This window comes from Nocardioides sp., assembly GCF_036267815.1.
Lineage (GTDB): Bacteria > Actinomycetota > Actinomycetes > Propionibacteriales > Nocardioidaceae > Nocardioides.
The window spans coordinates 93,017-119,360 of record NZ_DATAVI010000063.1; the positions used below are offsets into that span (position 1 = coordinate 93,017).

Below are 26,344 nucleotides of genomic sequence, written 5' to 3' on the forward strand. Positions count from 1 at the left end.
GCTCGTGGTGAGGCTCATCGTGCCAGTCGCGCGGTCAGGAAGCGCGCACGCCCGGTCAGGTCGAGATGGTCGCGCACCTGCTCCCAGGGTCCCGCCGCGCTGAAGACCGCGGGAGCGCTGCGGCCCTGGACGTCCGCGTGCTCGACGCCGACCTGACCGCCCGCCCGGAGCAGGCGGGCAGCGCGACGCTCGACGACCCGGATCGTGCCGAGACCGTCCCCCGCGGCGTAGAGGGCCAGGGCCGGGTCGTGGTCACGGACCTCGACCGCGACCGACTCCCAGGCCTCGTGGGGGATGTACGGCGGGTTGCTGACCACCACGTCGACGCCGCCCTCCAGGTCCGCGAAGGCCTCCCCCAGGTCGCCCTGGCGCAGGTCGACCCCGGTGCCCGCGAGGTTGCGGACGGCGTAGGCGTGGGCGCCCTCGTCCAGCTCGACGGCGTGCACGTCGGCCGTCGGCACCTCGTCCTTGACCGCCTTGGCGATCGCGCCGGAGCCGGTGCCGAGGTCGACGACGCGGCAGGAGCCGGTGGCCTGCTCGACCTGCCGGGCCTCCTCGATCGCCCAGCCGGCCAGCAGCTCGGTCTCGGGACGCGGCACGAAGACGCCCGGCCCGACCTCGAGCTCGACGTGCCGGAAGTACGCCACCCCGGTGAGGTGCTGGAGCGGCTCGCGCGCGGCCCGGCGCTCGACCAGCGCGGCGTACGTCGAGGCCTGCCCGGTCGCGACGTCGTCCACGAGCGGCAGCCGTCCGCGCTCGACGCCCAGCACGTGCGCGAGCAGGGCGCGCGCGTCGTGGTCGGGCGACTCGACGCCGGCCGCGCCCAGCCGGCTGACGGCGCCGGCCACCAGGTCGGCAGGCCTGCTCACGCGCCCTCGACCGAGGCCAGCCGGGACTCCAGATCCGCTTCGAGGCAGGAGTCGACCACCGGCTGGAGGTCTCCGTCGAGCACCTGGTCGAGGTTGTAGGACTTGTATCCCGTGCGGTGGTCGGAGATGCGGTTCTCCGGGTAGTTGTAGGTGCGGATCCGCTCGGACCGGTCGACGGTGCGGACCTGGCTGCGACGGGCCTCGCCGGCGGCCGCGTCGGCCTCCTCCTCGGCCGCGGCCAGCAGGCGGGCCCGCAGGATCCGCATCGCCTGCTCCTTGTTCTGGAGCTGGCTCTTCTCGTTCTGGCAGCTGACCACGATGCCGGTCGGCAGATGGGTGATCCGCACGGCGGAGTCGGTGGTGTTGACGCTCTGGCCGCCGGGCCCGCTGCTGCGGAAGACGTCGATGCGCAGGTCGTGCTCGTCGATCTGGACGTCGACCGCCTCTGCCTCGGGCATGACCAGCACGCCGGCCGCGCTGGTGTGCACCCGGCCCTGGGACTCGGTCACCGGAACCCGCTGCACCCGGTGGACGCCGCCCTCGAACCGCAGCAGGCCGTACGGCGCGTGCCCGGGCTCCGAGGCGTGCCGGGCCTTGATGGCGACCGTCACCGACTTGTAGCCGCCGAGGTCGGACCCGGTCGCGTCGAGGACCTCGGTCGACCAGCCCGCCCGCTCGGCGTACCTGGTGTACATCCGCAGCAGGTCGCCGGCGAACAGCGCCGACTCCTCGCCGCCCTCCCCCGACTTGATCTCGAGGATGGCGTCCTTGTCGTCGGCAGGGTCGCGAGGCACGAGCAGCCGCCGAAGCCGCTCCTCGGCGGCCTCCCGCTGGGCGGCCAGCGAGTCGGCCTCCCCTGCGAACGCCGGGTCCTCCGCGGCCAGCTCGCGGGCCGCGACGACGTCCTCGCCCGCCTGCTGCCACTCGCGCCAGGTGGTGATGATCGCGGTGAGCTCGGCGTAGCGCTGGTTCAGCGTCTTCGCCGTGCGGGCGTCGGCGTGGGTCTCGGGCAGCGCGAGTCGCGCCTCGAGCTCGGCATGCTCACCGAGCAGGCTCTCGACGACCTCGAACATCGCTCCTCCAGTCACGGCCCCGACAGCCCGGTTGCTGCGCTCAGACGAAACGGCGCCGCCCCCATGGAGGGGGGCAGCGCCGTTCGCGGTGCTACTGGGAGGCGTCTGCCTTCTGCTCGTCGGCCTTCTTGACCTTGGCGTAGCGCGCCTCGAAGCGGGCCACGCGCCCGCCGGTGTCGAGGATCTTCTGCTTGCCCGTGTAGAACGGGTGGCAGTTGGAGCACACGTCGGCGTGGATCACGCCGCTCGCCGCGGTGCTGCGCGTGGTGAACGTGTTGCCACACGTGCAGGTCACCTCGGTGGTGCGGTACTCCGGGTGGATGTCCTTCTTCATGGTGGTGTCCTTTCACGGCCGCCGGGTCCGTGGGCGCTGGTGCGCCGGCACGGTGAACCGGAGCCAAGGGGCGATTCTGCCACCGGCTGTAACGCCGCGGGTAATCGCCGGATTCCCGGCACGACGTCACCCCCACAGCGCCCCGGCGAACTCCTGTGGAGCGTGTGCGGAGCGGCCCGCGGTGGGCCTGAGACGTCGGCAGGACCAAGGGCACCGTGGAGCCACCGAGCCCCGCAGGAGTCGCCGGGGCGCTGTGGGGTGACGTCGGGCCGGGTCGGCGTTGTGGTGGGTGACGCTGTGGGCTGCTCGACGTCAGTCGTCGGCGATGTCTCCGGGGGTGGTCTTCTGGACCTGCATGAGGAACTCGATGTTGGTCTGGGAGCGCTTCAGTCGCTCGAGGAGCAGCTCCAGAGCCTGCTGGCCGTCGAGGCCCGAGAGCACGCGGCGCAGCTTCCACACGATCTGGAGCTCCTCCTTGCTCATCAACAGCTCCTCACGACGGGTGCCGCTCTGGACCGCGTCGATGGCGGGGAAGAGCCGCTTGTCGGCGAAGTCGCGGCGCAGCCTGATCTCCATGTTCCCGGTGCCCTTGAACTCCTCGAAGATCACCTCGTCCATCTTCGAGCCGCTCTCGATCAGGGCGGTGGCGAGGATGGTCAGGGAGCCGCCGTTCTCGATGTTGCGGGCAGCGCCGAAGAACTTCTTGGGCGGGTAGAGCGCCGCGGAGTCGACGCCGCCGGACAGGATCCGGCCGGAGGCGGGCGCGGCGAGGTTGTAGGCCCGGCCCAGCCGGGTGATGCCGTCGAGGAGCACGACCACGTCGTGACCCAGCTCGACGAGCCTCTTGGCGCGCTCGATGGCCAGCTCGGCGACCGTGGTGTGGTCGACCGCGGGACGGTCGAACGTCGAGGAGATGACCTCGCCCTTGGTCGAGCGCTCGAAGTCGGTGACCTCCTCGGGCCGCTCGTCGACCAGGACCACCATCAGGTGGCACTCGGGGTTGTTGGTCGTGATCGACTTCGCGATCGACTGCATGATCATCGTCTTGCCGGCCTTGGACGGCGAGACGATCAGGCCACGCTGGCCCTTGCCGATGGGCGAGGCGATGTCGATGACGCGCCCGATCAGGTTGCCCGGCTCGGTCTCCAGCCGCAGTCGCTCGCTGGGGTAGAGCGGGGTGAGCTTGGCGAACTCCACGCGGTTCTTGGCCGTCTCGGGGTCCGCACCGTTGACCGAGTCGATGCGCACCATGGGGTTGAACTTCTCCTTGCGCTCGCCGTCACGCGGCTGGCGCACCTGTCCGACGATCGCATCGCCCCGCCGCAAGCCGTACTTGCGCACCATCGACAGCGAGACGTAGACGTCATCGACGCCGGGCAGGTAGCCGCTGGTGCGGACGAACGCGTAGTTGTCCAGGACGTCGAGGATGCCGGCCGCCGGGGTCAGGACGTCGTCGTCCAGGATCGTGGTGTCCGGCTCGCCGCGCTGGCTGCTCGACTGCGGACGCGCGGTGCGGTCGCGCCCGCGGCGCCGCCGGCTGCGACGGCTGCCGTCCGCGGCGTCGTACTGCTCCTTGCCCTGGCTCTGGTCCTTGCCCTGGCCCTGGTCCTTCGACTGACCCGAGTCCTTGCCCTGCTCCTTGGCCTGGCCCTTCGACTGACCCGAGTCCTTGCCCTGGCCCTGGTCCTTGCCCTGGTCCTTGCCCTGGTCCTTGCCCTGGCTCCGCTCCTGGGGCTGAGCCTGCTCCTGCTGCTCGCTGTCCCGGGTCGGGGTCCGCGTGCCGCGCTGGTCCTGCTCGGACTCCTCGCGTCGAGGGCGGCCCTCGTCGCGGCGCGCGGCGCTCGCGCCATCTCGCTGCTCACGCTGGTCGTCGCCCTGGCTGTCGGACCGGGTCGCGCGAGCGCTCGCGTTGGCTCCTGACTGGGCCGCCTTGATCGCGTCGACCAGCTGCGCCTTCTTCATCGAGCCGGCGCCACGGATGCCGAGGCCGCCAGCCATCGACTTGAGGTCGGCCAGCAGCATCGAGCTGAGTCCACCCGTCTTCTTCTTCGCGGGCGCGGCGTCGGCAGTGCTGCCGGACGTGCCACTCGGGGTGGATTCGAAGGTGTCCGTCACGTGAGGTCCTTCCCACGTCTCAGTGCCGTCCGACTGACTGCCGGAGGCCGCTGGTTGGGTGCTTCCCCACCGCCGGGGCGTGGCGCATGCATTGGCGTGCGCGACTGCGCCGTGGAGGGAAGGGGGTGCTCGGGCTGTGGGGCACCATCAGTGCTGCGTCGCCGCCCGGAGGCACGGCCACGATAGCACCGGGTCCGACACGTCGCGGCATTCCCGTCCACGCTCGGCGACCTCGCGAACCCTCGCTCAGCCGAGGTGGACGCCGGTGCCGACCTCGAGCTCGAGCACCTGCCACCCCGACGGCGCGAAGGGACGCAGCTTGGCCTGCCCTGCGCCGTCGGTCAGCACCAGGACCGAGGGGCCGGCACCCGAGATCACCGCGGCGTGTCCGGCCGCGCGGAGTCCGTCGACGAGGTCGAGGGTCTCCGGCATCGCCGAGCGCCGGTACTCCTGGTGCAGCCAGTCGCGGGTGGCGTCGTGCAGCTTCGCGGTCCAGCCGGTGCCGAGCGCGGCGACGAGAAGTGCGGCCCGCCCGGCCGAGGCGGCGGCGTCGACGTGCGGCACCGTCGCGGGCAGCAGGGCCCGGGCCGCCTCGGTGCTCACCGCGGTGGGTGGCACCAGGGCGACGGCACGCACGCCTGGCGCGACCTGCGCCGGGGCGGCATGGAAGGCGCCCTCCTCGCGCCAGGCCACGGTCAGCCCGCCGAACGACGCCGCCGCGACGTTGTCGGGGTGGCCCTCGAGCTCCGCGGCCAGCTGGAACGCGGCCAGGTCGGGCAGCCGGCTACGCCCGTCGTCGACCAGGGCCCGGGCCAGGTTGACCCCGGCCACGATGGCCGCCGACGACGAGCCGAGGCCGCGCGCGTGCGGGACGACGTTGCGGCAGGTCAGCCGAATCCCCGGCGGCTGGCCGCCCAGGGCGTCGAAGGCCAGCCGCATCGCGCGGACGACGAGGTGAGACCCGTCGGTGGGCAGCTCACCGGCCCCTTCGCCGACGACGTCCACCTCCAGCCCGGCCGCGATGACACCGGCCGTCAGCTCGTCGCGCAGGTCCAGCGCCAGCCCCAGCGAGTCGAAGCCCGGCCCGAGGTTGGCGCTCGTGGCCGGCACCGTGAGCCGGACCGCCCCCGGGACGAAGCTCACCGCAGGCCCGCCGCGGCTGCCGCCTGCTCGACGTCGGGGTCGATCACGGCGTCCACGACGTCGCCGACCGACTCCAGGGCGGTGGCGGTGTCCTTCAGCCCGTGCCCGGTCACCGTCACCACGACGGTGAGGCCGGCGTACGACTCGCCCGAGGCGAGGTCCGCGAGCAGCCCCGCGACGCCCGCTGCCGAGGCGGGCTCCACGAAGACACCGTCGCGACGGGCGAGCTCGGCCTGGGCGGTGAGGATCTGGGTGTCGCTCAAGGCCCGGAAGCGCCCCCCGGACTCGCGCGCAGCCGCCACGGCCTGCTTCCACGACGCGGGGTTGCCGACCCGGATCGCGGTCGCCTTCGTCTCGGGGTCCGGGAACGGCTCACCGGTGACCAGCGGTGCCGCTCCCTCGGCCTGGAAGCCGCGCATCCGCGGCTTGCGGGTGCTGCGCCCCAGCGCGGCGTACTGCTCGTAGCCCAGCCAGTACGCCGTGACGTTGCCGGCGTTGCCGACCGGGAGCAGGTGGACGTCCGGGGCGTCACCCAGGAAGTCCACGACCTCGAACGCCGCGGTCTTCTGCCCCTGCAGGCGCACCGGGTTGACGGAGTTGACCAGGGCCACCGGGTAGGTCCAGGAGAGGGTGCGGGCGAGCTCGAGGCAGAGGTCGAAGTTGCCGCGGACCATCACGATCACGGCGCCGTGCACGACCGCCTGGGCGATCTTCCCCGCCGCGATCTTGCCCTCGGGCATCAACACGATCGAGGTGAGGCCGGCGCGCGCCGCGTAGGCCGCCATCGACGCGGAGGTGTTGCCCGTCGAGGCACACACCACGGCCGCGGCGCCGTCGTGGAGGGCGACGGAGATGGCCGCGGTCATGCCGCGGTCCTTGAACGAGCCGGTCGGGTTGTCGCCCTCGACCTTGAGCCAGACGTCGCCACCGGCACGGTCCGAGAGCCAGCCCGAGTGGACCAGAGGGGTGCCGCCCTCGCGCAGGGTCACCGGCTCGAGGTCGTCGGGCAGCAGGTCGAGATAGGGGCGGTACTCCTCGATCACCCCACGCCACTGGTGGGCCGTCGTGGTCATCAGTCGGCCATCCCCTCGACACGCATCACCGAGCTCACCTCGCGCACGCAGGACAGCCCCCGGAGCCGCTCGACGGTCCGGCTCAGCTGAGCGTCGGTCGCCTCGTGAGAGACGACGACGAGCTGGGCGTCGGCGCCACGCCCCTCCTGTCGCAGGGTCTGGATCGAGACGTCCTCCTCGGCGAACGCCGTGGCGATCTCGGCGAGGACGCCGGCCCGGTCGTCGACGTCGACCGCGAGGTGGTACCTCGTCATGGTCTCCCCCATCGGCAGCACCACGCGGTCGGCATACGCCGACTCGCCGGCACCCCGGGTGTCGCCCAGGCGGTTGCGCGCGACCGTCACCAGATCGCCCAGCACGGCGCTGGCTGTGGGCGCCCCGCCCGCCCCGGGCCCGTAGAACATCAGCTGTCCCGCCGCGTCGGACTCGACGTAGACGGCGTTGAACGCCTCGCGCACGCTGGCCAGGGGGTGCGACCGAGGGATCATCGCCGGGTGGACGCGCACCGAGACGCCCGCGGTCTCCGCGGAGCTCGTCGTGGCGGCCAGCTCGGCGATCGCGAGCAGCTTGACCACGCTGCCCATCTGGCTCGCCGACGCGATGTCGGCCGCGGTGACGTCGGCAATGCCCTCGCGATGGACGTCGGCCGCGGTGACGCGGGAGTGGAAGGCGAGGCTGGCCAGGATCGCGGCCTTGGCCGCGGCGTCGAACCCCTCGATGTCGGCGGTCGGATCGGCTTCGGCGTAGCCGAGCTCCTGGGCCTCCTCGAGCGCCTCCTCGAAGCCTGCACCCGAGGTGTCCATCCGGTCCAGGATGAAGTTGGTGGTGCCGTTGACGATCCCCAGCACCCGGGTCACGCGGTCGCCGGCCAGCGACTCGCGCAGGGGTCGCAGGATGGGGATGGCGCCGGCCACCGCCGCCTCGAAGTAGAGGTCGCGGTCGGCCTTCGCGGCCGCCTCGAACAGCGTCGGACCGTCCTCGGCGAGCAGCGCCTTGTTCGCGGTGACCACGCTCGCGCCGTTCTCCAGCGCGGCGAGGATCAGCGAGCGCGCCGGCTCGATCCCCCCGATCACCTCGACGACGAGGTCGACGTCCTCGCGCGCGACCAGGGCGGCGGCGTCGGTGGTGAGCAGGCCTGCGGGCACCTCGACATCGCGAGACACCTCGGTGCGGCGGACGGCGACACCGGCCAGCGAGATCGGCGCCCCCACCCGCGCCTCGAGGTCGCCGGCGTGCTCCAGGAGCAGCCGGACCACCTGGGACCCGACCACGCCGCACCCGAGCACGGCGACGTTGAGGCGTTTCATCGGGCAGGCGCTCCTAGGGTGTCGACGGTCACGATGATCGCCTACTCGCACCGGCGACGGCGGCGTCCTCGTGGTCGAGGCACCCCAGGTCGGTGGCCAGCAGGTCGTCCACAGTCTCGCGTCGGACGATCGTCGACGCCACGCCGTCCCGCACCGCGACCACCGGCGGGCGCAGAGCGTGGTTGTAGTTGGAGGCCATCGAGCGGCAGTACGCACCGGTCGCCGGCACGGCGAGGAGATCGCCGGGACGCACGTCGCCCGGCAGGAACTCGTCCTTGACCACGATGTCTCCGGCCTCGCAGTGCTTGCCCACGACCCGGACCAGGACCGCGGGCGCGGTGGAGTCTCGGGACGCCAGGGTGCAGGAGTAGTCGGCGTCGTAGAGGGCCGTGCGGAGGTTGTCGCTCATGCCGCCGTCGACGCTCACGTAGGTGCGCACGACGCCACCGTCGAGCTCGACGCGCTTGACCGTGCCCACGGTGTAGACGGTGCACATCGCCGGACCCACGATCGCCCGTCCCGGCTCGATGGAGAGCCTCGGCCGCGGGATGCCCAGGGCACCGCACTCGTGGTCCACGATCGCCGACATCTCGGCCGCGAGCACGGCCGGGGCGCTGGGGTCGTCCTGGGTGGTGTAGGCGATGCCGAAGCCGCCGCCCAGGTCGAGCTCGGGCAGGACGACGCCCCGCTCGTGCGCGAGCAGGGCGTGGAGCGCGAGCACCCGGCGGGCAGCGACCTCGAAGCCCGAGGTGTCGAAGATCTGGCTGCCGATGTGGGAGTGCAGCCCCAGCAGCTCGAGTCCCGGGGCCGCGACCACGCGGCGTACGGCCTCGAGGGCGTCACCGGAGGTGATCGAGAAGCCGAACTTCTGGTCCTCGTGCGCCGTCGCGATGTACTCGTGGGTGTGCGCCTCGACACCCGCGGTCACCCGCACCATGACCGGCTGCGGCGTCGACACCGCCCCGCTCGCGCGCAGGGACGAGGTCACCCGTGCCAGCCGCTCGATCTCGTCGAAGGAGTCCACCACGATCCGGCCGACTCCCTCGCCGACCGCGCGCACCAGCTCCATCTCGGTCTTGGTGTTGCCGTGGTAGCCGATCCGGGCCGGGTCGAAGCCAGCCCGCAGGGCCACCGTCAGCTCTCCGTCGGAGCAGACGTCGAGCGACAGACCCTCCTCGGCGACCCACCGGGCCACCGTCGTGCACAGGAACGCCTTGCCGGCGTAGTAGATGTCGTAGCCCGCGAAGGCGTCCTTGAAGGCTCGCGCCCGGGCCCGGAGGTCGGCCTCGTCGAGGATGTAGGCGGGGGTGTTCACGTTCGCCACCAGGTCGGGGACCGACACGCCGCCGACCACCAGGTCACCGTCGCTCTTGCGTGCCGTCGAGGACCACAGCGAGGCGACCAGCGCGTTGGGGTTGCCGGGAGGGTGCAGCCAGCCCGGACCGCCGTGGTGGGGGCGGAGGGCGCCCTCGACGTGGGCCCACCCCGCCTCGTGGCTCGGGCTCACATCCGGTCCGGCGCGGAGACCGCCAGCAGGCCGAGCCCGTTGGCCAGGACCACCCGCGTCGCCTGCACGAGCCGCAGCCGCGCCCGGTGCAGGTCGCTCGGCTCCTCGTCGCCCAGCGGCAGCACGCGGCAGCTGTCGTAGAACCGGTGGTAGGCAGCGGCCGTGTCCTCCAGGTAGCGCGCCACCCGGTGCGGCTCGCGGAGCGCCGCCGCCCCGGCCACGACCCGGGGGAGCTCCGCGAGCGCGCGCAGCAGGTGTCCCTCCGTCTCGTGGGTCAGCAGGTCGGGGTGGGAGGCCGGCTGGAGCCCCAGGCTCGCGGCGTTGCGCAGGATCGAGCAGACCCGGGCGTGCGCGTACTGCACGTAGAAGACCGGGTTGTCGCTGACCTGGCGGGTCATCTCGCCTGCGTCGAGCGTGAGCGGCGAGTCGCTGGGGTAGCGCGCCAGGGTGTAGCGCAACGGGTCGACACCGATCAGGTCGATCAGCTCCCGGAGGGTGACCAGCGTGCCGGCGCGCTTGGAGAGCTTCAGCTCCTCGCCGTTTGCCAGGATCTTGACCAGCTGGCCGATCAGGACCTCGATGGTGGCGTCGGGGTCGTCTCCGGCGCAGGCCGCCATCGCCCGCAGCCGCCCGACGTACCCGTGATGGTCGGCGCCCAGGAGATAGATGCACCGGTCGAAGCCGCGGCTGCGCTTGTCGAGGTAGTACGCCGTGTCGCTGGCGAAGTAGGTCAGCTCGCCGTTGGACCGGATCAGCACGCGGTCCTTGTCGTCGCCGAAGTCGGTGGTGCGCATCCAGACCGCACCGTCGGCGTCGTAGAGGTGCCCCTCGCCCCGGAGCTTCTCCAGGCTGTCCGCCACGGACCGGCCCGACTCCGAGTCGTGCAGCCGGCGCTCGCTGAACCAGACGTCGAACGTCGTGTGGAACTCCGCCAGCTCCTCCTGCTGCTGCGCCAGCTGGATCCGGTAGGCCTCCTCGCGCACGGCGACGCGACGTTCGTCGTCGGGGCGGTCGAGGATCCCGGGCCGGGCCGAGACGACCGCGCTCGCGAGGTCTGCGACGTACTCCCCGTGGTAGCCCTCGTCGGGGACCTGCTCGCCCAGGGCCCGGGCCAGGACCGAGTCACCGAAGTGGTCCAGCTGGGCGCCGCGGTCGTTGATGTAGAACTCCCGCTCGACCACCGCGCCGGCGGCCTCGAGGACCCGCGCGAGCGCGTCTCCGACGGCGGCCCACCGGGTGTGGCCGAGATGGAGCGGCCCGGTCGGGTTGGCCGAGATGAACTCCACGTTGACCCGCTCGCCCTTCAGCGCCTCGGAGCGGCCGTACGACGCACCGGCGGCGACGACGTCGTCCGCCAGCACCCCCTGGGCGCCGGCGTCGAGGGTGATGTTGAGGAAGCCGGGACCGGCGACGTGGACGCCCGCGATGCCGTCGACCGCGGCGAGCCTCTCGGCGACGAGGGCGGCGAGGTCCCGCGGCGGCACCCCGGCCCGCTTGCCCAGCTGGAGCGCGACGTTCGTGGCGTAGTCGCCATGCCCCTTCTGGCGGGGTCGCTCCACCGTGACTGCCCCGGGCACGCCGTCGGGCAGCGTCACCGCGCCGCCGGCGGACAGGTCCGCGAGGGCGGCGACGATCAGGTCGGAGAGCTGCTCGGGGGTCACCCACCCAGGGTATCGACGCGACACGGGGGCGCCCTCGGCGTTCTCGACCGCTGACTCCCCAATTCTTGGGAAAACCAGGCAAAGAACAGCGGATCGACCGGCAGAAGCATTGTCGGGGCGCGGCGCCATCCCCATGATGCGCCTGACGCCCTCGGCGCGACCGAGCCGACCTCGGGGCACCTCACCCGGCAACACCCTGGCCGTCGACGGACTCGGGCGCGGGCAACCCGCGCCCCCCGACCAGGTGGGAGCGTCACGATGAGAGTTGCCCGAGCCGTTCGTCCCCGCCGCGCGACGATCGCCTGTGCGGCGTCACTGGCGATCGTCGGCGTCGCCGCCACCGCCATGGCCGCGGGGCCCGGCACCATCACGCGCTACCACGGCAAGGCCATCAGCGGCCCGGGCGCGATCACCTTGGGCGCCGACAAGGCGATCTGGTTCTCCAACGACTCCAACTCCCTGGGCCGGATCACCGTGAAGGGCAAGATGAAGGCCTTCAAGAGCAGCAAGATCGACGACCCGCGCGGACTCGTGGCCGGGCCCGACGGCGCCATCTGGTTCGTCAACTTCGGCGACAACGGCATCGGCCGGATGGCGAAGAACGGCAAGGTCAAGATCTACCACCACAAGGGGATCGTCGGCGCCGAGAGCATCGCCGTAGGCCCCCACAAGACCATGTGGTTCACCACCGAGGGCAGCAAGATCGGGCGGATCACCACCAAGGGCAAGATCACGATGTTCCACAACAAGGGCGTGTCCGACCCGCAAGGCATCGCCGAGGGCCCGGACGGCGCGATGTGGTTCACCAACTACTACGCCAACGGCGTCGGCCGGGTGACCTCCAAGGGCAAGTTCACCTTCTACCGCGAGCAGGAGATCGCGGCCGGCCCGCTCTCCATCACCGCGGGGCCGGGTGGCCTGTGGTTCACCAACGAGGACGGCACGATCGGCCGGGTCACCACCGCCGGGGTGTTCACGATCTTCGGTGCCAAGTCCGACGACTACCCGGGTGGGATCGCGGCCGGACCGGACCACGCCGTGTGGTGGGTGAACGAGAACGGCGACTCGGTCGGCCGGATCACCCCGGCGGGCGCGATCACGACGTACACCGCCAAGAGCGTCGACTACCCCTTCGCGATCGCCAAGGGACACGACAAGTCCATGTGGTTCACGAACTACGACAACAGCTCGGTGGACCGGATCATCACCAGCAAGAGCAAGTGACCCACGCCGGTTTCTGCGACCGCCCCGTCCGCTTGTAAGGTCGTCCCACCTGAGCCCCCGTAGCTCAGGGGATAGAGCACCGCCCTCCGGAGGCGGGAGCGAAGGTTCGAATCCTTCCGGGGGCGCCGCTCGAGAGCACTGCCATCCTTCCGCGGGAGCTGCTCCAGAGCACCGCTGCATTGCTCATCCTGTTGTGATCCACGCTCGGAAGAGTGATCCGTGACCCTCTTGTCGCTGGCAGTCGCGAGTCTCGCGGGGCTGTTGCTGGTCTGGCTCACGCTGCTGGCCGGGCTGTACGTCGCGGCACACCGAGAGGACGACCAGTCGCGGTTCGGCGACGTGCTGCACCTGGCTCCCGATGTGCTCCGTCTCATCCGCGGGCTGGCCTCCGACCCGACACTGCCTCGCAGCGTGAAGTGGCGCCTCAGTGCGATCGTGCTCTACCTGATCCTCCCGATCGACCTGGTGCCGGACTTCATCCCGGTCATCGGGTACGCCGACGATGCGCTCCTCGTGGCCCTCGGTCTGCGTTGGGTCGTCAGAGCTGCTGGGGTCGAGGCGATCGACCGGCACTGGACCGGCACCCCGACGGGCCTGGCGGTGGTCAAGACCCTCTCAGGGCTGAGGCCTGCGGACTGAGGCCGCCGGACCCCGGGGCAGATCCCGTCAGCAGCCGAGGCGGTCAGGGCGCCGAGTCGGTCAGCCCCGGATCCGGGCGAGCAGGTCGGCCGCGGGCATCGAACCGGGGGCGGTCCCGCTCGCGGCGGCCGAGGACATCAGCGCCTGCACCTGGGCGTTCGCGGGCGTGGGGACGCCGTGCAGTCGACCCAGCAAGGCGATCTCGCCGTTGAGGTAGTCGGTCTCGACCTCGCGTCCCCGTGCCAGGCTCTGCCAGGTCGAGCCGCCCCCACGGAAGTGACCCGCGATACCCGTGACCCGGAGGTGGTCACCACGCCGCTGGTCGTCCTCGGCCTTCGAGACCGCGGTGATGCCGGCCGCGGCGAGGGCCGCATCCGCCTCGTCCAGCAGGAGCTTGAGCGACGCCCTCCCCTCCGGCGACTCCCGACCGTCTCCACACAGCGCCTGGACAGCGTTGCCCAGGTTGGTCAGCAGCTTGCGGTACTTCCAGCTCATCACGTCGCCCACGGGCCGGCTGGCGAAGCGGGAGGCCTCCAGGATCACCGCAAGCTCGTCGTCGAGCGCGTCGCTGCCTCCGCCGAACAGCCCGACGTCGAGGATGCCGGTCGTGGCCGCCGAGTGGGCGATCACCGTCCCTGCGTCGATGTGCTCGGCCGGCATCATCACGCACATCCCGTGCACCTGGTCGAACCACCGCGCCAGGATGCGCTCGTTGGCCACCGCGTTCTGGGCCGAGTAGACCGGCACCTGACCCGCCTCGACCGCGAGGTTCCTCGCCGCGGCGGCGGTGTCCTGGCTCTTCACCGCGACGATGACCACGTCGTCTGCTCCCCACGAGATCTCGGCGGGGTGCGCGACGACGGGGATCCGCAGCGTCACCCGCTCCTGCGGAGTGACGAAGGTCAGACCGTGGGCGCCGATCGCCTCACCGTGGGCACCACGGGCGATCAGGGCGACGTCGTGACCGTGCTGGAAGAGGCGCGCCCCGATGGTGCCGCCGATGGCACCGGCCCCCAGGATCACCACCCGCACGAGTGCCTCCTCGATCCAGGACCCGGCCGGCAGGCCGGGTCGAGGACGTCAACCAAGAGGGTCGAACCTGGCGATCTCATAGTGAGGTTCCCTTCCGTAGGCGGATCGCTTCCGAGGCTTCGAGCTCGAGATGGGGCAGCGCACGCACCTCGAGGAAGAGCCGGGCGGTGGCCTCGAGCTCCTCGATGGCGTCCGCCGCGGTGTCCAGGTCACGCCCGGCCACGACGGCTCCGTGCTGCCGGATCAGCAGCGCCGCGGTCTCGCGTGCCAGGCTCTCGGCGAGCGGCTCAAGACTCCGGTCCCCCGGGGCGTGGTAGTCCAAGACGACGAGGCGTGGGACTCGCATGGCGTAGTACGGCGTCAGCACCGGCAACGGGTCCTCGGCGCGCAGGCCGGTGAGGCAGGACACCGCGACGGCGTAGTGGCTGTGCAGGTGGACGACGGCGTTGTCGTGCGGCCGGGAGCGGAGCAGCGCCGCGTGCAGGAAGGCCTCCTTGGAGGGCGCCGCGCCTTCCAGGTGGCGGCCCGCAAGATCGACGACGGCCAGCCGGTCCGGGGTCAGGTCTCCCAGACTGCTCCCGGTCGGCGTCACGAGGAGGCGGTCTTGGTCCAGGCGGACGCTGATGTTGCCGGTGCGCCCGTGCGTCAGTCCTCGCCGGTGGACCGAGGCGGCGTAGCGACAGATCTGCTCCGCCGCCGAAGCGCGCCGGGTCACGACGCGGCCTGCGTGCCCACGGCCCGGACCAGTAGGTCGTCGGCACCGAAGTTGCCCGACTTCAACACCATCGACAACCCCGAGCCGTCCCGAGCCACCAGCCAGGGGATGCCGGGGTCGAGTTCGGCGCCGACCTCCACGGCTCGCACCCCCAGGGCTTCGATCACCGCCCCGGATGTCTCGCCGCCCGCGACGACTACCCGGTCCACGCCCGCCGTGCGTACGGCGTACTGCGCGGTCCGCGCGAGAACCCGCTCCAGCACACCCCCTGTGCGGTCGCCGAAGACGTGCGCGGTGCGGTCCCGCTCGGCCCGGGTGGCGCCGGAGTGGACCAGCAGCGGCCGAGTGCCTGCGCGGTGCTCGTCGACCCACGCGGTGACCGACGTCAGCAGCGCCTGCTGGCTGTCGGCGTCGAGCGGGCTCACCCGTCGGCTCGTGAAGAGTGCCGCCGCCTCCTCGACCTGGGTCAGCGTCGTGGGCGAGCAGCTGCCGGCCAGGATCATCGAGCGGCGGGCCGGCGGTACGACAGGCAGGTCGTCCTCGAGGTCGTCCCGGGCGGACAGCGACCGGCCGAGCGCGGCGGCCAGCCCGGCCGCGCCTGTGAGGAGCACCTCGCCGCCGGCCGCCGCCACTACCGTGTCGAGGTGCTCCGAGGTCACGGAGTCCACCACGACGTGGACCACGCCCTCGCCGCGGAGCCGGGCCAGCTCCGCCCTGACGGCGTCGACCCCTGCCAGGACGGTCTCCAGACCGATGGCACCCACCGGGTGCCGCGTCTGCGCCCCCAGCAGGTGCTCCAGGCGCGAGTCACGCATCGGGGTGAGCGGATGGTCCCGCATGGACGAGTCCGAGAGGAGCTGAGAGCCGACGAACAGATGGCCCCGGAAGACCGTCCGCCCGTGGCTCGGTGAGGTCGGGCAGACGACCGTCTGGCGCAGGGACATCGCGTCGAGCAGGGCATCCGCCACCGGCCCGATGTTGCCCAGGGCGGTCGAGTCGAACGTCGAGCAGTACTTGAGGTAGAGGCGCTCGACTCCGGCTCGACGCAGCACTCGCAGCCATGCGGTCGCGGTCCGGACCGCGGCAGCCGAGCTGATCGTGCGGGTCTTGGTGCCGACGACGACCGCGTCGCACGTGGCCGGCACCAGCACCCCCTCCGGGGTGCCGAAGAGCAGTCGGGTGCGCAGGCCCGCGACACGCAGCGCTGCGGCCACGTCGCTGGCTCCGGTGTAGTCGTCCGCGATGACTCCGATGGGAGCCTGGGTCATCCCACGGCTCCGGGCGTCGACCGCTGCTGGAGGAGAGCCTGGAGCGACCTGGCCGCGAGCTCGGGGCCACTGAGCACCGGCACGCCGAGTGCGGCCGCGATCGCCGAGGCGGCGGGGGCCAGCGAGTACTGGGCCAGGACGACCGTGTCGGGGGCACCGTCGGGCCAACCGGGACGGCCCATTGCCGCAAGGATGTCCTCGACGACGGACTCCACGTCTCCCGAGGCCGCCAGCAGGTGGCCCAGGAGACGGAGCGAGGACCCGTGCTCCCAGGCATAGGAGTGGAAGCGGACCAGGGAGTCGTCGACGGCGGACCCCAGGCTGCCGACCAGGAGGCCGCGCCGGGGCGAGGCGCGGAGCACTGCCTCGAACAACGCGTCATCGGCGGCCAGTACGGGCAGGCAGTGCAGCTCCTCGGCGAGCGGACGGACGCTGCCGTACATCGAGCAGGTCATCAGAACCGCGTCGGCGCCCGACCTGACCACGTGGTCGACCAGACGCAGCATGCGGTTGCGCAGTGCCGAGGTCACCCCGGTGCGTACGGCGTCGGAGACGAGGCGGTCGTCCAGGACGTTCCACAGCTCGGCCTCGGGGAAGGCCGCGCCAAACCCCGCGGCAGCCGGCGCGATCGCCGTGGGCGTGGCGTGGATCAGTGCGACCGTCGGACCGATCACCGCGGACGTACCCGGCGTCGTCATCGCCCCGGGCCCGTCACCTCGGACCGGGCGCCGGCCCGGAGCGTCCACAGCGACGTGCGCGCCGCAGACTCACTCGTGCCCACCTGGCGATGCTCGGCGCACAGCCAGCCGGCGTACTCGTGCTCGGCAGCGACATCCAGCAGACTCGCCAGCTCGGCACCTTCGACCACGGGCCCACGATCCGGACCCGCGAGCTGGACGTACCGGATCCGGGAGCCGGCGAGCCGCCAGGCGGTCGTCCAGTCGTCTCCGGCCTGGTCGGCGTGCCAGCTGTCGAGCACGATGCCCAGCCCGGGAGGCCAGCCAGCCGGGTCGCCCAGCAGCTCGACCACCTCGGGAGTGGTCCGCAGGAGGTCACCCAGGCACTGTGGCTCCAGCAGCAGCTGCTGGCCACCGGTCGCGGCTTGCTCCGACAGTTCGGTGACCGCAGCCACGAACCAGCCCCGCTGCACGTCCTCGTGGCCGGGCGTCAGCGACCCGCGCGATCGGCCCAGGGTGACCGGGCACCCGATCTCGCCGGCCATGGCGACGATCCGGCGCAGTCGCTCCAGTGCACGGGCGCGGGTGGCGTCGTCCAGCGCCGTGAGCGTCAGCTCGTCCTGCGCCCCGACCGGGCCGGTCCCCAGCGCAGCCACCTCGAGTCCCGCCTGCCGACAGCGCCCCCCGAGGTCCGCACAGCGCGGGTCGGCGGGGTCGCGCACCTGGATCTCGACACCGTCATACCCCAGCTCTCGAAGCGCGGCCAGGCTCTCGTCGAGTGGCGCCTGATACGCCAGCTCGGGCACCACGTGGCACTCCGGTGAGCCCACGAGGTAGGCGACCCGCGAGCCGATGGCTGTCATGACCGGGTCTCGCCAGACGCGGCCGACCTGCCCGACAGCTCCTCGACCTGGGCCAGGAGGGCGGAGTGGTCGAGGTCCCCGCGACCCTGTGCGACCAGGGCCCCGACGAGCTGACCGGCGAGCGCACCCATCGGGGTCGCGACGCCGGCATCGCGCGCCGACGACAGGGCGATGCCGAGGTCCTTGTGGTGCAGAGCCACCCGGAACCCCGGCTTGTACTGACGCGCCACCATGCCGGCCGCCTTGCGGTCGAGGACGGCACTGCCCGCCAGACCACCGGCGAGAACCTCGACGGCCTTGGCGACGTCCAGGCCGTGGGCCTCCAAGAAGACCATCGCCTCCGCGACGAGCTCGATGGTGCCCGCCACGATGAGCTGGTTGGCCGCCTTCACGGTCTGGCCGGCGCCCGACGGGCCGACATGGACGATCGTGCGTCCGACCGCCTCCAGCACCGGCATCACCGCCGCCACCGCCGCGTCGTCGCCGCCGACCATGATCGACAGCGCCGCGTCCCGGGCACCCTGCTCACCGCCTGAGACAGGTGCGTCCAGGACCCGGAAGCCGAGCTCGGCCCCGGCGGCCGAGGTGCTCCGCGCGACATCCGGCCGGATCGTGGAGAAGTCGACCACCAGGCTCCCGGGCTCGGCGTTGGCGAAGACCCCGCCTTCGTCGAGCAGGACGTGCTCGACGTCCGGCGAGTCGGGAAGCATCAGCGCAACCACGTCGGCGTGATGCACGGCCTCGGCGACCGAGGACGCGGTGTGCCCGCCCTGGGCGGCGAAGGCCTCGGACCTGGCCGGCGACCGGTTGTGCCCGACCACAGAGAAACCCGCGCGATGCAGGTTGAGGGCCATCGGCAGCCCCATGACCCCGAGCCCGATGAAGGCGATCCGCGTGTCGGTTGGACTGTCCATCACTCTCCTCCTGGTGAGTTGTCGCACGATGCCTGGGCGAACCGCATGGCCGCCAGGCTGTCGGTCGTACTAGCCGTCGGCGCGAACTCCAGCGCGACCCGCCCGTCGTAGCCGCTCCCGCGCAGGGCGCACAGGAAGTCTCCGAGCGGCAGGTCGCCGCTTCCCGGCTCACCGCGGCCGGGGTGGTCGGCGATCTGGACATGACGGACGACCTCGGCTGCCGCGAGCGCCTCGTCGAGGCCGACGCCGTTGCTCGCGAGGTGGTAGACGTCCGCCTGGAGGCCTAGGTTGGCCGGGGCGCCTGCCTCGTCGATGACCTCGACGACCTCGGCGATCGTCCGCAGCGGGTAGCCGGGGACGTCGCTGAGGGGTTCCAGGACTACGGTGGCCCCGGTCTCGGCAGCATGGTCCACGGCGTAGCGCAGGTTGGCCCGTGCGGTCCTCGGCTCGGCCTCGTTCGCCGGCGTGGACCGGACGCCGTACAGCGCGTTGAAGGTGCGGCAGCCAAGGCGCCCACCGAGTCGGTGAGCCACCTCGACCGACGCGCGAAACTCCTCGACGCGTGTCGGGTCGGCGATGATCCCGCGCTCGCCGGCGGCGAGGTCACCGCCGAAGTAGTTCAGTCCCGTGACCCGCACCTGTGCTCGCTCGGCCGCATCGACCAGGTCGTCCTGCTCGGACGAGGGGGGAACGGCCTGCGGGAACGGCCACCAGAGCTCCACGTCGAGGAAGCCTGCCCGCCGAGCTGCCTCGGGCCGCTCGAGAAGGGGATGCTCGGTGAAGAGGATCGAGCAGTTGGCGACGAACGAGCTGGTGCGGAAGGAGTCCGCGGCCATCGTCCACCCCTGTCTCCGGCGTCGACTGGCGACGCCAGTCGGGAACCTACCATGTAAACTTGTCATACACTTCAGAGAGACGTGCGAATCTGTCCCGGCAAGCTCGACGTCGACGCGAGCGCCGCCGGCTCAGGCCTCGAGGTAGGCCACGAGCTGGTCGCGAGCGCGCACCAGGTGGTCGTCCATGAGGTCGGCGGCCTTGCGGGACGAGCCGCTGGTCACAGCGTCGAGGATCCCCGCGTGCTCCGCGGCAATGACCTCGGGATCGAGCAGGTGATGGACCTGCACCTGAGCCATGCACAGGTGGGCCTCACCGATCACCGACTCGTGGAGACGGGTGGCCCGGGGGCTCCCGAGCGCCGCGACCAGGGCTCGGTGGAACCGGATGTCGGCCTCGACGATCTCGGCCACGTCGGAGGCAAGGCGCAGCTCGTCGACGGCGCGCAACGCACCCGGGACCTCGATCCTGCCCTGGGCGAGCGCGGTCACGATGCCGCGCTCGACCAGGCCCCGGTTGAAGTAGAGGTCGCGCACGTCGTCGGCGTCCAGGACAGGAACGCGAGCGGCGCGGTTGAGGCTGCGCCGCATGATCCCGGCATGAACGAGCTGCTCCAACGCCGCCTTCGCGGTGGGCCGGGCGATGCCGTACTTGTCGGCGACCGCCTGCTCGGTGAGCTGGGAGCCGGCCGGGATCTCGCCCCGCAGGATCGCCTCTTGCAGCGCATCTCGCAGTGAGTCCACCAGCGACTGCGCCTTGAGTGCGACAGCCACACGATCACCTCTTCCTCACACCGGAACCCAGGGCCAGCCAGGCCGTCGCCACACATGTCGACATGTCACGGTCGCTTACGCATACGTGGCGCGTCAGTCTGGCAGACACCTGGCTCTGGTGGCTCCCGACGCCCTGTCAGGCACCAGCGCCACCTTTCGCTATTCTTGTATACTGCATAAACATGCGTACAATCTCAACCGTCAGCCCATCCACCGGCGCGCCGCTCGAGAGCTACCCAGTCACCGATGAGGGCGACATCGACGCGCTGCTCGACGACGCGGTGCGCGCGCAGGCGGCCTGGCGCCGTACCCCCCTCAAGGACCGGCTGGCCATCGTCGGCGAGGTGGCGCGGCTGCTCGACACACGTCGCGACCAGCTCGCGGCCCTGGCGGTGGCGGAGATGGGCAAGCCGCTGGACCAGGCGCGCGAGGAGGTCCAGAAGTGCGCAACTGTGTGTGCGCACGTCGTGGAGCACGCCGAGCAGGCACTGGCCGACGAGTCGGTGACCACGCCGACGCGCCAGGGAACGGTCGTCTACGAACCCCTCGGCGTGGCTCTGGCGGTCATGCCGTGGAACTACCCGTTCTGGCAGGTCGTTCGCTTCGGGATCCCGGCCCTGGCCGCCGGCAACGCGATCGTGCTCAAGCATGCCCCCAACGTCACAGGTGCGGCGCTGGCGCTGGTCCGGCTCTTCTCGGACGCGGGCTTCCCACCGGGCCTGTTCACCGTGCTGGTGGTCGACCCCCGAGAGACCTCCGAGATCGTCACCGGACTGATCGGAGACCCGCGAATCGCGGCAGTGACCTTCACCGGTAGCAACGCCACCGGCGCGCGGATCGCCAAGACGGCCGGGGCGGCCTTGAAGAAGTCGGTGCTGGAGCTGGGCGGTTCCGACCCCTTCGTCGTCCTCGACGACGCCGAGCTCGACTCTGTGGTCCCGACGGCCGTCTCCGCCCGGATGGCCAACACCGGACAGAGCTGCCTGGCCGCCAAGCGGTTCATCGTCGACGAGCGCCTCGCCGAGGAGTTCTGTGAGCGCTACGTCGCGGAGATGGACCTCTGGAAGCTCGCGGACCCGGCGCTCGAGGGCACCCGGCTCGGACCGCTCGCGCGCCCCGACCTCGCCGACACCATCAGGAGCCAGGTCGAGCGGTCGGCGGCCCAGGGCGGCCGGGTTCGACGCAGTCGCCAGCCGTCGCCGACGGGACCGGCGTGGTGCGTGCCGGCCGTCGTCTTGGACGCCACGCCGGGGATGGCGGTGATGGCTGAGGAGACGTTCGGGCCGGTCGCCGCCGTCGCGACGTTCCGCAAGGAGGCCGACGCGGTGATGCTGGCGAACGCCACGGTGTACGGGCTGGGGGCGAGCGTGTGGTCGAGCGACCCGAACCGCGCCCTCGAGCTCGGCTCGCAGATCGTCAGCGGCAGCCTCTTCGTCAACGCCGTGGTGGCCTCGGACGCCTACCTGCCGCTGGGCGGGGTCAAGGACAGCGGCTACGGCCGCGAGCTGGGCGTAGCGGGTCTGCGCGAGATGGTCAACGTACGGTCGGTGGTCGTTCAGGCCCCGTAGCCCTCGAGACCTCCGTGGCCGAGGCGCACGGTCAGCTCGTCCAGGTCGTTGGCGATCTCGGCTCCGACTCCCGCGAGCAGCTCGGCGGCCCGCGCCATACTCTGCTCGAGGTCGGGCTCGCGGTCCAGCAGCGAGAACCATCGGCTGAAGCCGGCTGACCGCAGCTGCTGCGGCTCCAGGAGGATCTCCCCCGCGACCACCACCGTCGCCGTGCCCGAGCCGGTGGCCCGCCGAGCCACCTCGACGGGGGCCTTGCCCGCCAGGCTCTGCACGTCGAGGCGCCCCTCGCCGGTGACCACGAGGTCGGCGTGTCTGGCGGCCTCGTCGAACTGGACGAGATCCAACACCGCCGTGGCGCCCGAACTCTGGCGGGCATGCAGCACCGAGAGCGCGGCGAAGCCGACTCCCCCCGCGGCTCCGGCCCCCGCCGCGTGCCGCAGATCCGGCCCCCCGTCGGTCCCCACCACATCGGCAAAGCGCTCCAGGGCTCGGTCCAGGAGGCTCACATCGTCCTCCGCGGCACCCTTCTGTGGCCCGAACACGGCGGCCGAGCCGCGGACGCCTAGCAGAGGGTTGGTGACGTCGCTGGCAAGGATGAAGGTGATCCCGGCGACCCGGCGACGAAGTTCGGAGAAGTCCGCGCGAGCCACCTCGAGCAGGTCTCCACCTCCGCCCCCGAGCGGGACATCTCCCGCGTCGGTGAGCCGTGCGCCCATGGCGATCAACATGCCGGTGCCGCCGTCGGTCGTGGCGCTGCCCCCGAGCCCGAGCACGACCGTGGAGGCTCCGCCGTCGATCGCGTGCCCGATCAGCTCGCCGAAGCCGTAGGTGGAAGCGCTCAGCGGCGCCCGCTCGTCCGCGGCAAGGAGGTTTAGTCCGGACGACTGGGCGAGCTCGACGATGGCCGTCGTGCCGCGGACGGCGTACCTGGCCCGCACTCCCAGGCCGGTCGGGCCACGCACCTCGCGGGCCACCACGTCGTACCCGCACGAGGCAGCCGCATCGACGGTGCCCTCGCCCCCGTCGGCGATCGGCAAGGTGACCACCTCGACCTCTCGCGCCCCCGACTCGAGGCCGCGGGCCAGAGCGTGCGCCGCCTCTGGTGCGCTGAGGGATCCTCGGAACTTGTCCGGTGCCACCACGATCCGCGGCCGGTGCCGGCCCCGCAACTGCTCCGACCGGCCCATCTGCGTCATCGACACCGACTCGGTCGAGTCCCGGCAACCCGTCGCTGCCGTGTGCCAGGCCGGCTAACTACCATCACTTGGATCTCCATTCTCAGGCCGAAGCGTTCCGAGTGGGCGAGGGCGGAGACGGGATCGGTCCCCCACCGGGTGACTGTGCTGCGTTCGCGCGTAGTACCTCGCCTACGACGACGGCTCGACCGACCTCACCGCGAGGCCTCAGGCGCCAGGGCTCTGGTCGAGCGGAGGTCGCGGGCCATCCGCAGCGCCTGCACCCGAAGCCGCTGGCGCCGGCCGCGCTCGTCGGGGGACCAGCTGTGGAAGCCGGCGCCGCCGGACTCGGGGAAGGCGTCGACCAGCCCGGGCTCACATCCGAGCAGCGGAAACAGCTCGGCGGCGATCTGCCCGAAGACCGCTGGGCCGCCCAGGTCCACCGTGCCCAGCGGACCGACCGCCAGCCATCTCGGAGCCAAGCCCTCGCTGACGGCCGCGTCGATCGTGTCCACGTCGCACACCCCCTCCTCGAGCAGGTGCAGGCACTCGCGCAGGAGGGCGAACTGGAGACGGTTCCAGACGTAGCCCGCAACGGGCTTGTGCAGGACGAGCGGGAGTCGGCCAAGCCCTCTGGTCACCTCGCAGAGCGAGTCCAGCTCGGCTGGCTCGGTATGACGGCAACCCACGACCTCGATCACCCACGTCTCGGTCGGAGGGTTCAGGAAGTGCATGCCTGCGAACCGCTGGGGTCGAGACAGCACCTCGCTCAGCGCGTCGAGGTCGAGACTGGAGGTATTGGTGACCAGCAGGCCACCCGAGTTGACCGCGTCGACCGCGGCCAGTACCTCGCGCTTCTCGGCCAGGGTCTCCCGCACGGACTCGACCACCAGGTCGGCGTCCGCGACGAACCGCGATTCCAGCTCGACGGCCTCGAACGACCCCGCGCCGGCGTCGTCCAGGGTGCGCAGACTGTCCTGTGCCCTCGTCAGCGACGTGCCCACGATTCCCACGCGGGCACCACTGTGAGCGAACAGCGTGGCGATCCCTCGCCCCATCAGACCCGGCCCGATCACCGCGACCCTCAGTGCCGGCACAACCCCCCCATGGGGGTCGTGCCGACGCCGAGGCGACCGGGCTCACGTCCAGACATCACTACTGCGGCCACCGCTGGGTCATCTGGTCGATGAAGGGCTGCGGGTTCGCGTAGAAGTCCTTGAACACGCTGACCGGGGCGATCCCGTACTGCGCGGGCACGAGCTTGGACAACGACATGCTGCTCTTCACCGAGCTCAGGGCCGGCGACCGTCCGGTGGCCGCGTACACGGCCTGACCCTGCTTCGACATCATCCAGTCGAGGAACAGGCGCCCCATGTCCACGTGCGGGGCACGCGCGTCCAACCAGGCGAACTGGGCGAATGGCACGGCGTCCTTGTAGAGGGCGTAGGCCATCGGCGTACCCGACTTCTGGTTCAGCACGTCACTGGGCGTGTCCACGGCGATGGCCGCGTTGCCCTGCAGTGCCGCCTGGTAGGCCGACGTGGCGTCCGCTGAGATCAGGACGTCGTTGGCCTTGAGGCCGTCGAGCCACTTCTCCCACTTAGTCATGCCCCACGCCTGCTCCGGTGCGACCAGGAGATGGGCCGCCAACGCGACGTTCTGCGGACTGTCGAAGGTGATCATGCCCTTGTACTTCGGGTCCGCGAGGTCGTAGAGCGTCTTGGGCATCTGGCTCGCGGAGATCTTGTTCGTGTTGTAGTCGAGGACGATCGGCGAGACATAGACCGGGTGCGCGTAGTGCGACGAGTCCTGGAAGGACGCCGTCATCGTGAAGTCGCTGGGCACCGTCGTCTGCTGGACGATCTTGTTGTCGAGCAGCGACTTGCGCAGCGACTGTGGCAGCAGGAAGACGTCCGCGGTCGGAGCGCCGGTCTTGGCCTCGGTCTCGAGCCGGCTCAGGTTGTCACCGGGAGAACCGTTGACGACCTTGACCTGGGCCCAGGGGTAGGCCTTCTGGAAGCCCTTGACCAACGGGTCGGACAGGTCGGATCCGAGGCCGTAGAAGACCAGCGTCTTCTCGGCCTTCGCGCGGCTGACGACCTGCGCCCACGAGGCGTTGGCGGCGGAGAGGGACGTGGGCATCATCGGCGGTGCCGCGCCACCGGCCGAGGGGCTGGAGCCGTTGCTCGAGCCGCAGGCGCTGAGTACTGCGATCGCGCCCACCGCGACGAACGCCACGCTGAGACGACCCAGACGCCGGGTCCGGCGTCGGTCCCTGGAGATCGGATGATTCATGGCCATGCGGTGCTACCTTCCGTGGGCGACGAACAGGAATTGGAGTACGACCCAGTTGGGTTCACGACGGGAGTCCTGGGCCAGCTCCCTAGATCTCAGGTTCCGCACCACCCTTGCCCTTCTCCACGAGAACGAGGTCCTCGCGCGGCAGCACGACCTGGACGGCGTCGCCGGGCGCGAACCTCTCGTCCTGGTCTGCCTGCACCCGGCACATCAGGTGTCCGAAGTCGTGGCCCTCCACGTCGACGTCGTAGTGCGACCCGTAGTAGACGACCCCGGTGACGGCGGCCGACACGGTGTTGGCCTGGGCGGACGGCCCGGCCTTCTGCACGCGGATGCGGTCGGGCCGGATGGCCAAAGCCATGCTCCCGCCGCGGTGGGCGGCACTCCGGGTGCTCTCCCGCAGCTGGCTCACGAGCAGCTTGGACTCACCGACGGTGACGGCGAAGCCGTCACCGTCGGGAGCGATCACGGTGGCCGGCAGTGCGACGGCGCCGGCGACGAACTGGGCGGAGAACTCCGTGGCCGGCAGTTCGTAGATGTCCTGCGGTCGTCCAAACTCGACGACGAGGCCGTCGCTCATCACGATCAGGTAGTCCGACAGCGAGAGCGCCTCGAGCCGATCGTGGGTCACGTACACAGCGGTTGACCCCGACACCCGCTGAAGTCGTCGCAGCTCGACCCCCATCTCTCCTCGCAGGGCCGCGTCGAGGTTGCTCAGGGGCTCGTCGAGCAGCAGGACATCCGGATCCTGGACCAACGCCCGCCCCAAAGACACACGTTGCTGCTGACCACCGCTCAGCTCGTTCGGGTACCGCTCGGCCAGGGCGTCGAGCCGCACCATGGCGAGCACCTCGCGGACCCTGCGGTCGCGCTCCTCTCGGGTCACCTTCCGTTGCTGAAGCGGATACATCAGATGCCGGTACACGTCCATGTGCGGCCACAGTCCGTAGGACTGGTGCACGAAGCCAATTCGTCGCTTGTGTGGCGGGACGAAGGTGCGAGACGTCGATGAGCTCATGACCTTCCCCGCGATCCGGATCTCGCCGCTGTCGGGTCTCTCCAGGCCCGCCAGCATCCGAAGGGTCGTCGTCTTGCCGCAGCCACTCGGTCCTAGAAGGCTCAGGAACGAGCCCTCGGGGATCGCGAAGCTGACTCCGCCGACAGCCACCTGGCTGGAGTACTTCTTGGTCAGGCCGGTCGCCTCGACAGCCGGCGTGCCGATGTCGGGCTGACCCGACGGCGAGACAGCGCTCTCGACAGCTTCGACACGCGACATCTGAGG

Annotated in this window: 24 protein-coding genes and 1 tRNA gene; 4 read left to right on the plus strand and 21 right to left on the minus strand. The window is 71.3% G+C overall.

Annotated elements, in window-relative coordinates:
- Positions 1-14 precede the first annotated feature (14 nt).
- From prmC to argS, 9 genes are all read right to left on the minus strand, one after another.
- Positions 15-869 carry a peptide chain release factor N(5)-glutamine methyltransferase gene (prmC, locus tag VHW64_RS13835; RefSeq protein WP_329651151.1) on the minus strand — a complete coding sequence of 285 codons (855 nt, stop codon included), beginning with the start codon at positions 867-869 and terminating at the stop codon, positions 15-17.
- Positions 866-1,942, minus strand: coding sequence for a peptide chain release factor 1 (gene prfA, locus VHW64_RS13840; RefSeq protein WP_329651152.1), 1,077 nt, complete (start codon positions 1,940-1,942; stop codon positions 866-868). The genes prmC and prfA overlap by 4 nt, the downstream gene beginning before the upstream one ends.
- Positions 1,943-2,033: 91 nt before the next feature.
- The gene (rpmE, locus tag VHW64_RS13845) at positions 2,034-2,276 is read right to left on the minus strand and encodes a 50S ribosomal protein L31 (RefSeq protein ID WP_329651153.1); all 243 of its coding nucleotides are present in this window, start codon (positions 2,274-2,276) and stop codon (positions 2,034-2,036) included.
- 312 nt (positions 2,277-2,588) lie between these two features.
- Positions 2,589-4,391 (minus strand): transcription termination factor Rho, encoded by a 1,803-nt coding sequence (gene rho / locus VHW64_RS13850; RefSeq protein ID WP_329651154.1) that lies wholly within the window; start codon positions 4,389-4,391, stop codon positions 2,589-2,591.
- A 246-nt stretch (positions 4,392-4,637) separates the two neighbouring features.
- Entirely contained in the window at positions 4,638-5,534 is an 897-nt protein-coding gene (thrB, locus tag VHW64_RS13855) for a homoserine kinase (RefSeq protein WP_329651155.1), read from the minus strand.
- Positions 5,531-6,610 carry a threonine synthase gene (thrC, locus tag VHW64_RS13860; RefSeq protein ID WP_329651234.1) on the minus strand — a complete coding sequence of 360 codons (1,080 nt, stop codon included), beginning with the start codon at positions 6,608-6,610 and terminating at the stop codon, positions 5,531-5,533. Before thrC ends, thrB begins: the two co-directional genes overlap by 4 nt.
- Positions 6,607-7,914, minus strand: a complete 1,308-nt coding sequence (locus VHW64_RS13865) for a homoserine dehydrogenase (RefSeq protein ID WP_329651156.1) — start codon at positions 7,912-7,914, stop codon at positions 6,607-6,609. Before VHW64_RS13865 ends, thrC begins: the two co-directional genes overlap by 4 nt.
- 28 nt (positions 7,915-7,942) lie before the next feature.
- Positions 7,943-9,421 (minus strand): diaminopimelate decarboxylase, encoded by a 1,479-nt coding sequence (gene lysA, locus VHW64_RS13870; RefSeq protein WP_414690498.1) that lies wholly within the window; start codon positions 9,419-9,421, stop codon positions 7,943-7,945.
- Entirely contained in the window at positions 9,418-11,082 is a 1,665-nt protein-coding gene (gene argS, locus VHW64_RS13875; protein WP_329651157.1) for an arginine--tRNA ligase, read from the minus strand. Before argS ends, lysA begins: the two co-directional genes overlap by 4 nt.
- Positions 11,083-11,340: 258 nt before the next feature.
- Between argS and VHW64_RS13880 the strand changes: the two genes are divergently transcribed.
- The 3 genes from VHW64_RS13880 to VHW64_RS20325 all read left to right on the plus strand — a co-directional run bounded on the left by VHW64_RS13880 (position 11,341) and on the right by VHW64_RS20325 (position 12,945).
- Entirely contained in the window at positions 11,341-12,306 is a 966-nt protein-coding gene (locus tag VHW64_RS13880; protein WP_329651158.1) for a virginiamycin B lyase family protein, read from the plus strand.
- A 53-nt stretch (positions 12,307-12,359) separates the two neighbouring features.
- Positions 12,360-12,431: transfer RNA gene (locus VHW64_RS13885), tRNA-Arg, on the plus strand.
- A 94-nt stretch (positions 12,432-12,525) separates the two neighbouring features.
- Positions 12,526-12,945 carry a YkvA family protein gene (locus tag VHW64_RS20325; RefSeq protein WP_414690499.1) on the plus strand — a complete coding sequence of 140 codons (420 nt, stop codon included), beginning with the start codon at positions 12,526-12,528 and terminating at the stop codon, positions 12,943-12,945.
- A 60-nt stretch (positions 12,946-13,005) separates the two neighbouring features.
- Here the strand turns inward: VHW64_RS20325 and VHW64_RS13895 are convergent, their stop codons facing one another.
- The 8 genes from VHW64_RS13895 to VHW64_RS13930 all read right to left on the minus strand — a co-directional run bounded on the left by VHW64_RS13895 (position 13,006) and on the right by VHW64_RS13930 (position 20,021).
- Entirely contained in the window at positions 13,006-13,977 is a 972-nt protein-coding gene (locus VHW64_RS13895; RefSeq protein WP_329651159.1) for a ketopantoate reductase family protein, read from the minus strand.
- 76 nt (positions 13,978-14,053) lie between these two features.
- A complete protein-coding gene (locus VHW64_RS13900) occupies positions 14,054-14,692 on the minus strand; it encodes a class II aldolase/adducin family protein (protein ID WP_329651160.1) in 639 nt (212 codons plus the stop codon).
- Positions 14,689-15,960, minus strand: coding sequence for a 3-oxo-tetronate kinase (gene otnK, locus VHW64_RS13905; RefSeq protein WP_329651161.1), 1,272 nt, complete (start codon positions 15,958-15,960; stop codon positions 14,689-14,691). Before otnK ends, VHW64_RS13900 begins: the two co-directional genes overlap by 4 nt.
- Complete coding sequence (locus VHW64_RS13910; RefSeq protein WP_329651162.1) at positions 15,957-16,658, minus strand: aspartate/glutamate racemase family protein; 702 nt, start codon at positions 16,656-16,658, stop codon at positions 15,957-15,959. Before VHW64_RS13910 ends, otnK begins: the two co-directional genes overlap by 4 nt.
- Entirely contained in the window at positions 16,655-17,500 is an 846-nt protein-coding gene (locus VHW64_RS13915) for a sugar phosphate isomerase/epimerase (protein ID WP_329651163.1), read from the minus strand. Before VHW64_RS13915 ends, VHW64_RS13910 begins: the two co-directional genes overlap by 4 nt.
- Positions 17,497-18,414 (minus strand): NAD(P)-dependent oxidoreductase, encoded by a 918-nt coding sequence (locus VHW64_RS13920; RefSeq protein WP_329651164.1) that lies wholly within the window; start codon positions 18,412-18,414, stop codon positions 17,497-17,499. The genes VHW64_RS13915 and VHW64_RS13920 overlap by 4 nt, the downstream gene beginning before the upstream one ends.
- Positions 18,414-19,250 (minus strand): hydroxypyruvate isomerase family protein, encoded by an 837-nt coding sequence (locus VHW64_RS13925; protein ID WP_329651165.1) that lies wholly within the window; start codon positions 19,248-19,250, stop codon positions 18,414-18,416. Before VHW64_RS13925 ends, VHW64_RS13920 begins: the two co-directional genes overlap by 1 nt.
- A 129-nt stretch (positions 19,251-19,379) precedes the next feature.
- The gene (locus VHW64_RS13930; RefSeq protein ID WP_329651166.1) at positions 19,380-20,021 is read right to left on the minus strand and encodes a GntR family transcriptional regulator; all 642 of its coding nucleotides are present in this window, start codon (positions 20,019-20,021) and stop codon (positions 19,380-19,382) included.
- Positions 20,022-20,203: 182 nt separating this feature from the next.
- Here VHW64_RS13930 and VHW64_RS13935 point away from each other — a divergent pair, with 182 nt between their 5' ends.
- Entirely contained in the window at positions 20,204-21,589 is a 1,386-nt protein-coding gene (locus tag VHW64_RS13935) for an aldehyde dehydrogenase family protein (RefSeq protein ID WP_329651167.1), read from the plus strand.
- On the opposite strand, the gene VHW64_RS13940 is transcribed toward VHW64_RS13935, so the two are convergent.
- The 4 genes from VHW64_RS13940 to VHW64_RS13955 form a co-directional block, all read right to left on the minus strand.
- Positions 21,577-22,785 (minus strand): glycerate kinase, encoded by a 1,209-nt coding sequence (locus VHW64_RS13940; protein WP_329651168.1) that lies wholly within the window; start codon positions 22,783-22,785, stop codon positions 21,577-21,579. The genes VHW64_RS13935 and VHW64_RS13940 overlap by 13 nt on opposite strands.
- 194 nt (positions 22,786-22,979) lie before the next feature.
- A complete protein-coding gene (locus tag VHW64_RS13945; RefSeq protein WP_329651169.1) occupies positions 22,980-23,861 on the minus strand; it encodes a 3-hydroxyacyl-CoA dehydrogenase family protein in 882 nt (293 codons plus the stop codon).
- Between the two features lie 58 nt (positions 23,862-23,919).
- Positions 23,920-25,065, minus strand: a complete 1,146-nt coding sequence (locus VHW64_RS13950; RefSeq protein ID WP_329651170.1) for an ABC transporter substrate-binding protein — start codon at positions 25,063-25,065, stop codon at positions 23,920-23,922.
- Between the two features lie 82 nt (positions 25,066-25,147).
- Positions 25,148-26,338 (minus strand): ABC transporter ATP-binding protein, encoded by a 1,191-nt coding sequence (locus VHW64_RS13955; RefSeq protein ID WP_329651171.1) that lies wholly within the window; start codon positions 26,336-26,338, stop codon positions 25,148-25,150.
- Positions 26,339-26,344: the final 6 nt, after the last annotated feature.

Coding starts and splice junctions, on each gene's coding strand:
- prfA (WP_329651152.1), bottom strand. CDS start 1,942: ATGTTCGAGGTCGTCGAGAGCCTGCTCGGTGAGCATGCCGAGCTCGAG.
- rpmE (WP_329651153.1), bottom strand. CDS start 2,276: ATGAAGAAGGACATCCACCCGGAGTACCGCACCACCGAGGTGACCTGC.
- VHW64_RS13865 (WP_329651156.1), bottom strand. CDS start 7,914: ATGAAACGCCTCAACGTCGCCGTGCTCGGGTGCGGCGTGGTCGGGTCC.
- VHW64_RS13880 (WP_329651158.1), top strand. CDS start 11,341: ATGAGAGTTGCCCGAGCCGTTCGTCCCCGCCGCGCGACGATCGCCTGT.
- otnK (WP_329651161.1), bottom strand. CDS start 15,960: ATGACCCAGGCTCCCATCGGAGTCATCGCGGACGACTACACCGGAGCC.
- VHW64_RS13910 (WP_329651162.1), bottom strand. CDS start 16,658: ATGACGACGCCGGGTACGTCCGCGGTGATCGGTCCGACGGTCGCACTG.
- VHW64_RS13915 (WP_329651163.1), bottom strand. CDS start 17,500: ATGACAGCCATCGGCTCGCGGGTCGCCTACCTCGTGGGCTCACCGGAG.
- VHW64_RS13920 (WP_329651164.1), bottom strand. CDS start 18,414: ATGGACAGTCCAACCGACACGCGGATCGCCTTCATCGGGCTCGGGGTC.
- VHW64_RS13925 (WP_329651165.1), bottom strand. CDS start 19,250: ATGGCCGCGGACTCCTTCCGCACCAGCTCGTTCGTCGCCAACTGCTCG.
- VHW64_RS13935 (WP_329651167.1), top strand. CDS start 20,204: ATGCGTACAATCTCAACCGTCAGCCCATCCACCGGCGCGCCGCTCGAG.
- VHW64_RS13940 (WP_329651168.1), bottom strand. CDS start 22,785: ATGACGCAGATGGGCCGGTCGGAGCAGTTGCGGGGCCGGCACCGGCCG.
- VHW64_RS13950 (WP_329651170.1), bottom strand. CDS start 25,065: ATGGCCATGAATCATCCGATCTCCAGGGACCGACGCCGGACCCGGCGT.
- VHW64_RS13955 (WP_329651171.1), bottom strand. CDS start 26,338: ATGTCGCGTGTCGAAGCTGTCGAGAGCGCTGTCTCGCCGTCGGGTCAG.